14 protein-coding genes are annotated in these 13,114 nt (G+C 31.2%); 4 read left to right on the top strand and 10 right to left on the bottom strand.

The features are described 5' to 3' along the window. Positions 1 to 75: 75 nt before the first annotated feature. Both FOF46_RS04160 and FOF46_RS04155 read left to right on the top strand, forming a co-directional pair. Positions 76 to 1,038 carry an endo-beta-N-acetylglucosaminidase H gene (locus tag FOF46_RS04160; RefSeq protein ID WP_143915556.1) on the top strand — a complete coding sequence of 321 codons (963 nt, stop codon included), beginning with the start codon at positions 76 to 78 and terminating at the stop codon, positions 1,036 to 1,038. A 675-nt stretch (positions 1,039 to 1,713) separates the two neighbouring features. After that, positions 1,714 to 3,255: a T9SS type A sorting domain-containing protein gene (locus FOF46_RS04155; RefSeq protein ID WP_143915555.1), complete on the top strand. Its 1,542-nt coding sequence runs from the start codon at positions 1,714 to 1,716 to the stop codon at positions 3,253 to 3,255. An 84-nt stretch (positions 3,256 to 3,339) separates the two neighbouring features. Here FOF46_RS04155 and FOF46_RS04150 read toward each other — a convergent pair whose 3' ends face one another. The 10 genes from FOF46_RS04150 to FOF46_RS04105 all read right to left on the bottom strand — a co-directional run bounded on the left by FOF46_RS04150 (position 3,340) and on the right by FOF46_RS04105 (position 11,842). Beyond that, positions 3,340 to 4,095 (bottom strand): LytR/AlgR family response regulator transcription factor, encoded by a 756-nt coding sequence (locus FOF46_RS04150; RefSeq protein ID WP_109434577.1) that lies wholly within the window; start codon positions 4,093 to 4,095, stop codon positions 3,340 to 3,342. A gap of 92 nt (positions 4,096 to 4,187) precedes the next feature. Continuing rightward, entirely contained in the window at positions 4,188 to 4,496 is a 309-nt protein-coding gene (locus tag FOF46_RS04145; protein WP_109434578.1) for a 2TM domain-containing protein, read from the bottom strand. A 21-nt stretch (positions 4,497 to 4,517) separates the two neighbouring features. Beyond that, positions 4,518 to 4,844 (bottom strand): 2TM domain-containing protein, encoded by a 327-nt coding sequence (locus tag FOF46_RS04140; RefSeq protein ID WP_109434579.1) that lies wholly within the window; start codon positions 4,842 to 4,844, stop codon positions 4,518 to 4,520. A gap of 18 nt (positions 4,845 to 4,862) precedes the next feature. Next, positions 4,863 to 5,162: a 2TM domain-containing protein gene (locus tag FOF46_RS04135; RefSeq protein ID WP_109434687.1), complete on the bottom strand. Its 300-nt coding sequence runs from the start codon at positions 5,160 to 5,162 to the stop codon at positions 4,863 to 4,865. Between the two features lie 10 nt (positions 5,163 to 5,172). Beyond that, positions 5,173 to 5,493, bottom strand: coding sequence for a 2TM domain-containing protein (locus FOF46_RS04130; RefSeq protein WP_160114040.1), 321 nt, complete (start codon positions 5,491 to 5,493; stop codon positions 5,173 to 5,175). Next, entirely contained in the window at positions 5,486 to 6,847 is a 1,362-nt protein-coding gene (locus FOF46_RS04125; protein ID WP_109434581.1) for a 2TM domain-containing protein, read from the bottom strand. The genes FOF46_RS04130 and FOF46_RS04125 overlap by 8 nt, the downstream gene beginning before the upstream one ends. A 45-nt stretch (positions 6,848 to 6,892) precedes the next feature. Further along, positions 6,893 to 7,513, bottom strand: coding sequence for a hypothetical protein (locus FOF46_RS04120; RefSeq protein WP_143915554.1), 621 nt, complete (start codon positions 7,511 to 7,513; stop codon positions 6,893 to 6,895). 129 nt (positions 7,514 to 7,642) lie between these two features. Next, entirely contained in the window at positions 7,643 to 8,068 is a 426-nt protein-coding gene (locus FOF46_RS04115; protein WP_143915553.1) for a DUF2141 domain-containing protein, read from the bottom strand. A 19-nt stretch (positions 8,069 to 8,087) separates the two neighbouring features. Then, on the bottom strand, positions 8,088 to 10,244 hold the full coding sequence (locus tag FOF46_RS04110; protein ID WP_143915552.1) for a TonB-dependent receptor: 2,157 nt from the start codon (positions 10,242 to 10,244) through the stop codon (positions 8,088 to 8,090). A 302-nt stretch (positions 10,245 to 10,546) separates the two neighbouring features. Next, positions 10,547 to 11,842: an NAD(P)/FAD-dependent oxidoreductase gene (locus FOF46_RS04105; protein WP_109434585.1), complete on the bottom strand. Its 1,296-nt coding sequence runs from the start codon at positions 11,840 to 11,842 to the stop codon at positions 10,547 to 10,549. Between the two features lie 145 nt (positions 11,843 to 11,987). On the opposite strand from FOF46_RS04105, the gene FOF46_RS04100 reads away from it, so the two are divergent. After that, a complete protein-coding gene (locus tag FOF46_RS04100; RefSeq protein WP_109434586.1) occupies positions 11,988 to 12,482 on the top strand; it encodes an RNA polymerase sigma factor in 495 nt (164 codons plus the stop codon). Positions 12,483 to 12,486: 4 nt separating this feature from the next. Then, positions 12,487 to 13,110, top strand: coding sequence for a hypothetical protein (locus FOF46_RS04095; RefSeq protein WP_109434587.1), 624 nt, complete (start codon positions 12,487 to 12,489; stop codon positions 13,108 to 13,110). Positions 13,111 to 13,114: the final 4 nt, after the last annotated feature.

Raw genomic sequence — 13,114 nt, 5'->3', positions numbered from 1 at the left:
TTTCTGAATTTTTCATGATTATAGTATGGAGAGCTTAGAAAATAATGATCAAGTAACTTTTAAAACTCAATAAATATGTACACACAAATTAGAAAAATTAAAGGAACTGTTTTTGTCTTGTTTTTAATGTTTTTAGCACTATCATGTTCTAAAGATGAAATTAATGAAGAACAGGTTAATCAAGAAGAATTCAATGAGGTAGAAGTAAAAGCACATGGTTTAAAAAACCCAGCATCTGTAATGTATATAGAAGTGAATGATAATGCTATGGAAAATGCAATAGCTTATACATTACCAAATGGAAAACCAATGATTGATATTGCTGTAATTTTTGCTGCTAATATTAATTACAAAAATGCATCTAGAACACATGTATTATTTATGAATAACAATGTGACAAAGGTATTAAGGAATAGAAATACAACTATCAAACCTTTACAAAGAAAAGGGATTAAAGTACTGCTTTCGATTTTAGGGAATCATCAGGCAGTTGGTATTTCAAATTTTCCTACACGAGGTGCAGCTAAAAAATTTGCGAAACAAGTAGCTAATGTGGTTAAGAATAATGGATTAGATGGAGTAGACTTAGATGATGAATTTGCAAAATATGAAACTATATCAGGACGACCAGCTATTAATAATAAATCATTTATTTGGTTACTACAAGAATTAAGAGCTGCTATGCCTAGTAATAAAATAATTACCTATTATCGTATAGGAGAATCTGTTAATCAAATGATGTCGAATGGTAAAAAAGCGGGTCAGTTTTTAGATTATGGTTTTCAACCATTTTATGGATCATATAGTAATATTACAGTTCCAGGATTAGGAAAAGGAAAACTGTCTGCAGCAGCAGTTGATGTTACACAAACACCTTCTTCTACGGCAAGTAATTTTGCGCAAAGAACAAAAAATGATGGGTATGGAGCTTTTGTGATGTATAATTTGGACGGGGTAAATCGCGAAAGTTATCTAAATGGAATATCGCAAAAATTGTATGGTAAAAAAACAAGTTTAACAGGGACCTTAAAAAATTGAATTGTTGTTTTTGAATTAGTACTAAGGAGGTTGTCTAAAAAGCAACCTCTTTGTCATTGTAAATAGTTTAAGTTTTATATGAATTTAAATAAATACAACTAGAGTACTTTTATTATTTGTTAGCCATCTAACTAGCAGATACCAATATTTTGGTAATGTAGCGATATAAAAAGAAAATAGGTGCTTTTATAAATACACTAATTCTTTTCTCAAAAGAAACCAAGAGTAGATTTTTCTTTTGGCTTTTTTGCACAATGGTCTATCTCTAAAAAGAAAATCAAAAAAAATAATAGCCTTATTTTCAATTTTTTGAATAGTCGTAATATTATTTAAAAAAAATTACGAAATCGTTTTCGTATTTGACCATAGCATTGATATTTTCAAAGATAATTATATATCTGTGTATAAATTAAAGTGATGATTTTATTATAAACATATTTAGTTATTTATTTGATTATTAGTGTTTTGTGTTGATTTTGTTTTTTTTAAATCATATGATTCTTCTTTTTAATAATAGGGAAAGGTGATTTTTTGTGATTATTGAATTTATTTAAGATTTAAATTAAGGTATTGTGATTTTGGTGTTAAAAAATTGAGAAATAGTGAGAATTGATATTAATTTATAAGTGAATTAAAAAAGATAACACACACTAACTAAATTAAAACTTTTTAATCATGAAATGGAAAATTACACAGTCAATATTCATTATTTCACTATTATTAATGGGTTTAAATGTACATTCTCAGCCCCCACCAGGAAGTGGATGGACTAATGTATTTGCAGATGAGTTTGGGGGAAGCTCTGTTAATACTAATATCTGGAATGTGAGAAATGATGTAGCTTTTAAGCCTAATAAAGCAGAAGTAAATGGCGGAACTTTAAAAATTAGAAATACGTTCACAAGTAATAGCGTATCTCAAGGAGGATGGTTAGAGTCTAAAACTGGTTTTAGCGGAAACAACAGATACGGTTATTATGAAGCTCGATTACGTATTGACGGTCCAGATAGAGGTGATATTTGGCCTACTTGGTGGATATGGGGGAAAAATTTTAGAAATGGAGCTCCTGGGCCTAGTGGTACAGAATTCGATTTAATGGAATATAGTGGTTTTGGTAAAAAGTTTTTTGGAGGAGCAACAACTTCTCACCACTATTTTGATAAAAGAAATATTAATGGTAAAAGTAATATTACATCAACCAGAGCTTCTACAGAAAGTAGAAATGCATTTCAATGGCATGTTTGGGGTATGCATTGGACTCCGACAAAAATTGATTTTTATTATGACGGAGTAAAATATATGTCATCAGATCAGCCAGCAGATGCTGCTAACGATCCATTTCCTTTATACCTTATATTTTCATCTTCTCCTCATACTAGAAATGTACAGAATGCCAATCAGGATTTTGGAGGATTTCAACCAAGTAATGTGCCAGAATTTGCCGCCGTTCCTGGTCGCTCATTAGCTTCTTTGGAGGTTGATTGGGTCAGAGTATGGCGAGGAGGTACTATTGAGAATACTGGTGGTGGTTCTGATACTAATGTAACGTTTAGAGGACAAGGAATTAATACTTATGTGAGCTCCGAAAATGGTATTGGCCCTATCACTTGTAATAGAGCAAACCCGGGAGCTTGGGAGGTATTTACAGTAAAATCAGAAGGTAATGGACAAGTAAGTATTCAGGGAAATAATGGCAGATACATTAGTTCTGAAGATGGGCTACAGGCTATGACTTGTTCTAGAGTTTCTGTCGGAGCATGGGAAAAGTTTACATTAGTGTCACAAGGTGGTAATGTATATGCTATCAGAGGTAATAATGGTAAATATGTAAGTCATGAAAATGGTAATGGTCCAATGAATTGTAATAGAAATGTTATAGGAGCTTGGGAAAAGTTTACTATAGCTGGTCTAAATAATAACAAATCTTTATCTATTGAAAAACCAGAGTTGAAAAACACTATTTCTTTTTACCCAAACCCAAGTACTGTAGATAACTTAAATCTAGAAATAAGTACATCTAAGAACGTTAATTCTACATCGCTCGAGATTGCAGATCTTACCGGTAAGATAGTTGCTAGTGAAAAGTTGGGAAGTCTTGAGGCAGGAAGAAATTCTGTTTCCTTAAGTCATGTAAAAGGATTATTAAGAATCGGGTTGTATATAGCAAAAGTTACTTTGGATAATGAAGTTAATATGACAAAAATTATGATAGAATAATCCTGTTTAGTTTTGGTCAAAACTAATATTATGAAATAAAGAAAAAACCTTTTGGAATTTATCCAGAAGGTTTTTTCTTTATAATTATTCTAGCCATTCTTTAAAATCTTTTACTCGTTCACGTGCTACAATAATATCTTGTTCATTAAAATGATTCAATTTTATTTGTAATCTCGAATTAGTATACGAAATGATATCTTTAATGGCATTTATATTGATATAGAATTTTCGACTAGTTCTAAAAAACTGCTGAGGGTTTAATTCTTCTTCCAGGGATTCTAAAGTAGTATCAATTAGATAATTTCTATTGTCGGTGGTATGAAGATATGTTCCTTTGTTTTCAGAATAAAAACATTCAATATCCTCTACCGAAAATATTTTTAGATGTTGTCCAACTCTGGCAGTAAATCGTTTTTTATATGAACGATCCATCGGGTTTATAAGGAGTTTTTTGATATCTTCAAAATCTACTTGTAACTGCTGCTTTTCAGGAAGTTGTTCTTTGTATTTATTTACAGCTATCTCCAAATCTTCATCATCTATTGGTTTCAATAAATAATCGATACTATTTAACTTAAATGCTTTTAGGGCGTATTCATCATAAGCAGTAGTAAATATTATAGAGCTTTTAATAGTGATCGCATCAAATATTTCAAAAGATAAGCCATCACTAAGTTGAATATCTAGAAAAATAAGGTCGGGATGTTCATTAGTACTAAACCATTCTATTGATTCTTGTACAGAGTGCAACATAGTATGCACTTCTATATTTAAATCTTCAAGCATTCGTTTAAGGCGTCTTGCAGCTGGTTTTTCGTCTTCGATAATTATTACATTCATTTTTTTATAAATTACAAAACTTCAGAGAAGCAAAGTTGAAGAAGGTATATTAGTTGATTTTTTGTTTTATTCTTTTGAAATCATACAATATTTCATTCCCAAAGTTGCTTTTGGTCATCCTGTTCTTCTTCCATATATTTTCTAATTTTACGTTCTTCCCAGTCTTTGTTAAACATAGGGTTTACTCTGTAAGCTTTGATGGCGTGAAATACAATTCCGATTCCCCATCCAAATGCAGCCCACAAAAACCAAGCATGACTCCATTCGTTTTGATAATAATTTAACCCTGCCAAAAGGCTTATGATAACTATATATGAAATTAAGTTATTATAAAATTTCTTTAATTCCTCGACACGTTCCTTGGCACGCTCATATCTTTTTTGTTCGTTAAAATTTTTCATAATATATTTTTTAGATTGTTTTTAATAATCTTCTTTATCCATAAATTCTTTGGTCTTTCGTTCTTCCCATTTTTTGTTAAAGATAAAAGACTTCTGAAAAGCCCAAAGCCAGTGAAAAAATAATCCAATACCCCAGAAGACAGGCGTTGCAAGATTGCCAAAACTCCACCAGGAAAGAAAGTCTTTATCTTTTACATCTACATCAATAAGCATCAGAATTTTTTGTTTAAAAAAGAATATGGCGATATTGATTACGATATAAGTTACTAGATGACCAAAAAAGTCTTTTTCATTTTTTACTCTTTTTTTAGCTTTTTCATAAGCTTTTAAGTCTTCGTGATTATCCATAACTTTTTTATTTGGTTTCTAGAAATCATCCTTGTCCATTAATTCTTTAATCTTACGCTTTTCCCATTCTTTATTAAAAATACTGTTCTTCCCAAATACTGAAACTCCATGAAAAAACAAACCGATTCCCCAAAATAATGGAGTAGCATATAGATGCCACTGAAACCAGTTGTTAAAACCTTCATCTATAAAATCAGAATTAATAAATAATAGAGCGAGATTTATAATAATATATACCGTTAAATGTGAATAAAATCCCTTTTCTCTTTCTACTCTTTTTTTTGCTTTTTCGTATCGTTGTTGTTCAAAATTTTCCATTGTAATAGATTTAAAATTTAAAATCATCATCTTTCATAATCTCCATAATCTTACGTTCTTCCCATTGTTTACTATATATTGTGTTTTTAAACCACTTAATATTTCTTCTAAATGTCCAAAGACCATGACATAGTAATCCTATCCCCCATAGTAGAGGTCTAAGTGTAATAACCCATATTAGCCAGTCTTTATTTCCATCTAAAGCATATTGAAATATGGTAATAGCTATATTCATAACCACATATATAATAACATGCATATAAAAGCCTCTTTCTTCATCTAGTCTCTTTTTTGCTTTTTTATAAGCATTTTGTTCTTTATTATTAGTCATAATATTTACTTTTAGATTCATCCATATACTTTCTGATTTTCTTCTTTTCCCAGTCTTTCCCAAATATAGGATGATGGCCTGAAGCCTCCATATAGTGAAAAAGAACACCAATTCCCCATCCTGCTATTGGAAATATTACCCATGGAATACTAAAACCAGTGGTTTTATAATTAATAAACACTAAAAAAGGAATGACAATGCAATATGATGCTAGATTCCAGTAAAATTCTTTTATTTTTTGTACTTGTTCTTTTGCGCGTTCGTATTTTATTTTTTTTGCGCTTTCTATGTTTTCTATTGTTTGTGAAATTTCCATATCTGCGAATTTTATTTTTTTGGTTAATATCGGAAGCTCAGCAATAAAAGCCTCTTCTGTTTTGTATACCGAAAATTTTCTTTTCGTTAATAATGCATAACGTTGTTGTACATTACCCAATCCAACACCACTACTTTGCTTTATTACTTCTTTTGGTTGAAGATTATTCTCAACCACTAGAAATCCATCCTTTTCATAAATTTTGATATGTAACGGCTTTTGTGGCATTACCACATTATGTTTTACCGTGTTTTCTAATAAAATTTGTAATGATAATGGTACTACTTTTGCTTCTGGATTAATGGCCTGATCAGGAATTTCAAATACAATACTATCCTCGAAGCGCAATTGTATCAATGTCATGTAAGTTTTTGCAAAATTTAATTCTTCATCAACCGTAACCAATTCTTTATCTTTTTGTTCTAAAACATATCGATATACTTTTGATAGCGAAGTGGTAAACTTTTGTGCCATCCTTGGATTTTCCTCGATTAATGATGTTAAAACATTGAGACTGTTAAATAAAAAATGTGGATCTAATTGATTCTTTAATGCAGCAAACTTAGCTGATGCCGTACCCGCAATTATTTTTTGTTCTGTAACCTTTTTTTCTTGTAATACCTTGTAGAAATAAACCGTATGAAAGAATAATGAAAAAATCATCATGATCACTAACGGAAAAATATAGTTGTTAAAGGATTGATTAGTGATAAATTCTTCTGTAGTGTATTTTTGAAAAATCACTACGGTTGTGATATACTCACAAAAAGCAAAGGCTAGTATTGTAATTATAATTGAACCGAAGGCACCAGCGAGAACACGTTGTAATCCTCTATTTTGCCAATTAACTTTACGATTTATATATTGAAAATAATAAGAATTAATAGCGGTTATTACAAAGGAATACATAAAAGCGATCCCCCACCATTCTAGTGTAAAAACTCTGGTAAAATTAAACCCATTTAATATCAAGGTTACCAGTCCCACAAATAGGGCAACTACGACAGAAACTAGGATTATTTTTTTAAAGTCTTTCATGTGATTAAATCAATTATTTTCAATTTGTTTCAAATAATAAAATAGTTACTGACAATTTTTTTGAATTCTTTCTATTTGATCCATTCCCCATTTTGGATAAAAAGGAACGTCATTTGTTTCGTTTTCAAAGTACAAGATAGCTTTTTCTATTTCAGGACAAAAGGCTTTTGGGTCTTTACCCCAGAATTTAGCACCTCCCATTTTCCATTCTGCATGATATAGCATTGCTCTAGGGTTTTCTGGCTCCAGGGCTTTAGCTTTTCGATATAATTCTTCTACTTTTGCAGAAAGTGTTGGGCCATATACAGAAGGATTATAAACTACATATGCAGTATTGAGCATAGCTTCCATAATTGAAATTTCTGCATTTTCCTTAGAGAATGTCCTGGCTTCATTTAAAAAATCCTGCGCTTTTTTTAATCTGGTTTCAATTTCATTACCATCTTTAATACCAAATGTAGTAATAATGTGTACTTGAGCGGCATAATAAAAAGGTAACCAATTTTCTTTTTCGGCTCTGGCAATACGTTCGAAAAGATTAATTGCTTCATCAGGGTTTTTGCTTCCCCATAGTTCAAAAGCTTTGTTCATTCCTTTTTCGTATGCCGTCTGTGAATGAATCGTTGTTATGCTTAAAAAGGAAATTATAATTAGTAATGTTCTCATGGTTGTTTTGTTTTTGAATTACAGTGTAAATATCATCAGAGCTATCCTCTTTTTATAGTATTTATGACCGAAGTGTATTTTTTTAAGGATGAAATGTAATTAGAGGTATACTCTGATATATTGATGAAATCATAGAGAGATTGACTGCGATACTCCTCTATCGGTAACTTTGAATTTTGCATCTTCCCATTTTGGAGGACCAAATCTTCCCTTAGCGTTATTACTTACTCCATAAGGTTCTGTAGGTATTTTTAAAAAAGTATTGAGTTTTTGATTATTATCTTCATCGTGATATAATGAAATTGCATATGTCCCATTAGGAATATTTTCGAAGGATGCTGTTACCTTTCCTACTTTGGCTTTTGCACTAATGGATGTAAAGGGTTTTCCTAGAAAACTTTCTTGTGCATCGTATAGACCAACACGCAATGTGCCTTCATTAGATTTTATATTATTGATTGTAACCGTAATTGTATGTCCTTCTAACTCTTGTGCAATACCTAAATTAAAGGAACATATTGCGATTAGAAAAAATGCAAATTTTGTAATTTTCATAATAATGTAATTTTAAAGTTTATAAATTGTCTAATTGATTATCTGTTTTATTATCACTTATGGTCCAGAAAAATCCTACGATGAAGAATCGATCGGCATTTTGTCGAATGGCTCTTCTGGAAAAATTTCCATTAGCATTAGGGTTGTTTGCGTATTGGTAGTTAAAAATGTTATCTGTACCTAATACATTTGAGACAGAGAAGTATAAAATCTTTTGCTGACTAATTAAGTATGCCCAACTAAAATTGATAGCATTGAAGTTCTTTGTTTTACTATTTTGAAAAACAGATTCATTGGGATTATTGTAAGGTCTTCCAGATGCAAAATTATAGGTTGTACTTAATAAAGATTTCCAATCTTTAATCCAATATTTAGTTACTAGCGAAAGGTTGTGTTTAGCTGCAAAGTTTGGTGTCGCTTGAGAAGGATAGTTTCTATAATCTCTTTTGGTGTCCAGATAAGAATAACTTGCCCAATACTCAAAATTCTTTATCGATTCATTATCTCGCCAGAAAAGATCAATTCCTGCAGCATATCCATCTCCCAGATTACTATATGTACTGTTAAATTCTGGAATGTCGGTGTCGAATTTAACTAGTCTGTCATAAGATTTATAATATCCTTCTGCTCTAAATGTTCTTCGATTTTTTTGGAACTGATAGTTAAGAATATAATGAGACGATTTTTCGGGATCTAATGTGGTATCATATTTTAAAACTTCTTGTTGAGGTGATTGATAGAAATCCCCATAAGCCAATGATATTTGAGATCTTGATGAAGTTTTATAGGCTAAAGAAACTCTTGGAGAAATTTTAGTATATTCTAATAAAGAATTGTGTACACCTCTAACTCCAAGTTGTAATGCTAGCTTTTTACTGAAGAATATATTAGCTTCTGTAAAAGCCGCAGTACTATTATTATTGTTTGAAGTTCTGAAATTACCAAAATCGGAAGTTTCCACTTTTTCTGTGAAGGAATTTAAAAATTGTTCAGCCCCAAAATTCAACTTAAACCGATTACTAAAACGCTTTCTAAGTTTTACTTTAGCATGGAAACTGTTTTCTTGATTATTAATATCTGTATTTACAATACTAATATCATTGTAGTCATTTGCAAAACTGGTTCCGGCAGCAATTTTCCAACCATTACTCAGATTGCTCTTATATGAAGAGTTTATGTATAGATTTCGGTTTTTAAGACCAAAATTAACCCCTTCAGGGACATTAATATCATCTTGTATAAGTTCGAAATCGGTATAACTTAACCCTCCATATATTTTTAGAAGTCCTTTATTAAATTTATGACGGTACACAGCTTCTCCAGATAAAGATTGAAAAGGTTTAATCCATTCTACTCGTTGTTTGATAATGTTTTGATAGGGTTTAAGGTTTACATAAAAAGCATTTACACTTAATGAGTTATTTTTCCATTTCTGAGTGTTTCCTCCACCAATACCTACATTTATGAATTGAAATTCTGTTTTCTCCTGATCAGGTTCATCTATAGTGTTAAGAAGTAATACACTAGATAGAGCATCTCCATATTCTGCAGAATATCCACCTGTAGAAAAATTGGTTCCTTTAAAAAGAAAAGATGAAAATCGTCCTCTGGTCGGTATATTATTAGTTGTAGCTGTAAATGGTTGAAAAACTCGCAAACCATCTATGTAAATGTTTGTTTCGTTAGCATCTCCACCTCGTACAAAAAGTCTACCGTCTTCGGCAACATTGGAAGTGCCGGGTAAAGTTTGAAGAGCTCCAATGTAGTCACCTGCAGCTCCAGCTGTGGTTACAATGTCTAAAGGTGTTAATACAGAAGCTTTACTGTTGTCTCCAGCAGAAAATGTACCTGCGTTTAAAACCACACTGCCTAAAGAATTCACATCTTCCTTCAGTACAATGTTTAAATTTTTCATTGTAGCAACATCTTCCATAAATGAATAGGTTTCGAAGGATAAAAATGAAATTAATAATGTTTGTGAACCTGTTTCTTGAGTAGTAAAGGAAAAAGCTCCTGTGTCATTAGAAGAACTTCCATCATAGGTGCCATCCAGATATACATTTGCTCCAGGAATAGGGTTTCCTGAAGAATCTTTGACAGTTCCTGTGATGGTTGTTTGTGCAGTTATGTTACTAGATAATGCTAAAATAAAAGTGAAAGTCAATAAAAGTTTCATTTACATATTATGTTTTGATTGATAGATCAAAAGTCTAATATGTCATTAGAAAACAGAATTGAATATTACCCAATTGTAGAAAGTAAAAGATGAACTGTAAATTTTATAGAAAAAGCTTTTGAACTACATTATCCTAATAATTGTTTTAGCATATTTTATAGATAGTCAAAAAATGACTTTCTCTAATAAAGAAAGGATTAGAGAAAGAGCTAAAAATAATGATGATCACTTTCTGTTAGAGATGGATAAATCTTTGGATAAATCCATTTACTCTTTTAGAAACCAGATGTAGGTAACAAGAGTTATACACTCTCTCTTGTATAATCCTTATTCTTAAAAGGCCTTACAATAAGTCGAGCCGCTTTGTCATAATTAATATAGTTGTATACCCAATTAAAAAAAGTAACAAAACGATTTCTAAATCCTACCAAAAACCATAAATGAATAAACATCCAGATAAACCATGCGAAGAAACCACCAAATCTAAATTTTCCAAGATCTACTACCGCTTTATTGCGGCCAATAGTAGCCATAGATCCTTTATCAAAATATTTGAAAGGAATCATGGGTTTGTTTTTTAAGTGACGTTTTAAGTTTTTCGCCAGGTGTTTTCCCTGTTGAATAGCCGGTTGAGCCACCATAGGATGCCCTTTAGGGTAACCTTCGGTTTCCATTACAGAGATATCTCCAATGGCAAAAATAGTATCATACCCATCGATTTGATTATACTCATTTACTTTATAACGGTTAGCCCTTGGAATTAGAGATTCAGCATTTATACCAGATACAGGAGCTCCTGTTACTCCGGCAGACCAAATAAAGGTTGCGGTTTTTAGAGAAAGATCTGTATTGGTGGTTACAAGATTGTTCTCGTAGTTTTGTACCTGAGTGTTTGTATGAATATGTACTCCTATTTTTTCTAAGAATTTTGTGGCTTTTTCTGAAGCATTTTCACTCATAGGAGGTAAGATACGGGAAGCGCCTTCTATTAAATGAATTTCCATATCGTCAAAGTCCATATCAGGATAATCTTTGGGTAGGACATTCAGTTTTAGTTCTGCAATTCCTCCTGCTAACTCAACTCCAGTAGGACCTGCTCCGGCCAATACAAAACTTAATAATTCTTTCCTCTTTTCGGTATCTGTAGTAATAACCGCTTGTTCAAGATTTTCAAGCATTAAACTTCGCAAATTAAGCGCTTGCGGTAAGTTTTTCATGCGCATGGCATTACTTTCTATGGTTGTATTACCAAAGAAGTTTGTTCTAGCACCTGTTGCAATTACAAGATAATCATATGATATATTACCGATATTAGTATTTACGTGTTGAGTTTTAGGGTCTATAGACATAACTTCTGCCATTCTAAAAAAAGTATTTTTACCTTTTTTTACAATTTTACGAAGTGGATAAGCAATAGAATCTGGTTCTAATGAAGATGTAGATACCTGATAAAGTAAAGGTTGAAAAGTGTGGTAGTTATGTCTGTCTAATAAGACTAATTGGACATCTTCTTTTATCATATTTCTTGCCAATGCAACTCCGGCAAAACCACCGCCAATAATTACTAATCTGGGTAAATTAGTGTAAGGGATATTCATACTATCTTGTGTTGTTTTACAAAGATAAAATGATAAAGTTATATACCCTATCAAATGTTGATTTTTGTAACTAAAATTATGATATTATTTATTTTTATGTAACATAAATGTTTTCTTGACTACATATAAGATGTAACTAGCCGAAGTGAATAAAGAATTAGAACATAGTTTTGTAACCAATCTTGAGCAAAATCAGAATATTGTGCACAAGGTGTGTCGTATATATACGAGTGATCAGGATTCACATAATGATTTGTTTCAAGAGATAACCATTCAACTATGGAAAGCTTATCCTAAGTTTAGAGGAGATGCAAAATTTAGTACATGGATGTATAGAGTAGCACTTAATACTGCGATTACTTTATATCGAAGATCTAAACGAAGTATTAAGACTGCTGATCTTGATACGATGAATTTTAAAATAAAAGCAGAAGATTATGATGATGAGGTAGAACAACAGTTAAAATTGATGTATGCTGCTGTAAAACAATTAAATGATATTGAAAAAGCTTTGGTCTTTTTATATCTGGAAGATAAGTCATATAGAGAAATAGCTGATACAATGGGTATTAGCGAAGTAAATGCCCGAGTAAAGATGAATAGAGTAAAAACGAAGTTGAAAAAAATATTAAATCCGTAACCCCATGGATGAATTAGAATTATTAAAGAAAGACTGGAAGAGTCGGGAGCATGGACTTCCAAAATTGTCTTATACTGAAATTTATCAGATGATCTTGAAAAAATCTTCTTCAATTGTAAGATGGATTTTTATCATCAGTATTTTAGAATTTTTATTATGGGCTTCTTTGGATATCATTTTTAAATTAAATGGAATGCAAGCTAAAGTAGAAAAAGTAGACATGGGGTCTTTTTCTTTGATAGCTTCAATCGCTTCTTATTGTATTTTGATATACTTTATAACACGTTTTTATTTAAATTATAAAAAGATTAAGGCAACAGATTCTACTAGAGTTTTGATGGAGAATATTATTAAAACAAGAAGAACAGTTAAGCAATATATCTGGGTTAATATTGGATTTTTTACATTGACTATACTTGCAACTATGGCATATATGGTTTTCTTTACAGACGAATTTCAAAATAGATCAATAGAGGAGCAGGCACCAATATGGTTAGTTGTAGCTACAACAATATTTATTATTGCTGTTTTTGTTGGATTTATTATACTATTTTATAGGGTTGTTTATGGGATTTTAACACGTAGGTTAAAAAAGAATTATAAAGAACTTGAAAAATTAGAGGTATAGTCAA

Source organism: Aquimarina algiphila, assembly GCF_007489275.1.
GTDB classification, from domain to species: domain Bacteria; phylum Bacteroidota; class Bacteroidia; order Flavobacteriales; family Flavobacteriaceae; genus Aquimarina; species Aquimarina algiphila.
Note: the sequence above shows the minus strand (reverse complement) of the source record. Positions and strands in the feature narration are given on the sequence as shown.

Bases quoted from the DNA above. Each gene is read 5' to 3' on its own strand.
- FOF46_RS04120 (WP_143915554.1), bottom strand. From the start codon at position 7,513: ATGAGAACATTACTAATTATAATTTCCTTTTTAAGCATAACAACGATT.
- FOF46_RS04140 (WP_109434579.1), bottom strand. From the start codon at position 4,844: ATGGATAATCACGAAGACTTAAAAGCTTATGAAAAAGCTAAAAAAAGA.
- FOF46_RS04155 (WP_143915555.1), top strand. From the start codon at position 1,714: ATGAAATGGAAAATTACACAGTCAATATTCATTATTTCACTATTATTA.
- FOF46_RS04110 (WP_143915552.1), bottom strand. From the start codon at position 10,244: ATGAAACTTTTATTGACTTTCACTTTTATTTTAGCATTATCTAGTAAC.
- FOF46_RS04160 (WP_143915556.1), top strand. From the start codon at position 76: ATGTACACACAAATTAGAAAAATTAAAGGAACTGTTTTTGTCTTGTTT.
- FOF46_RS04105 (WP_109434585.1), bottom strand. From the start codon at position 11,842: ATGAATATCCCTTACACTAATTTACCCAGATTAGTAATTATTGGCGGT.
- FOF46_RS04125 (WP_109434581.1), bottom strand. From the start codon at position 6,847: ATGAAAGACTTTAAAAAAATAATCCTAGTTTCTGTCGTAGTTGCCCTA.
- FOF46_RS04130 (WP_160114040.1), bottom strand. From the start codon at position 5,493: ATGACTAATAATAAAGAACAAAATGCTTATAAAAAAGCAAAAAAGAGA.
- FOF46_RS04135 (WP_109434687.1), bottom strand. From the start codon at position 5,162: ATGGAAAATTTTGAACAACAACGATACGAAAAAGCAAAAAAAAGAGTA.
- FOF46_RS04150 (WP_109434577.1), bottom strand. From the start codon at position 4,095: ATGAATGTAATAATTATCGAAGACGAAAAACCAGCTGCAAGACGCCTT.
- FOF46_RS04115 (WP_143915553.1), bottom strand. From the start codon at position 8,068: ATGAAAATTACAAAATTTGCATTTTTTCTAATCGCAATATGTTCCTTT.
- FOF46_RS04145 (WP_109434578.1), bottom strand. From the start codon at position 4,496: ATGAAAAATTTTAACGAACAAAAAAGATATGAGCGTGCCAAGGAACGT.
- FOF46_RS04095 (WP_109434587.1), top strand. From the start codon at position 12,487: ATGGATGAATTAGAATTATTAAAGAAAGACTGGAAGAGTCGGGAGCAT.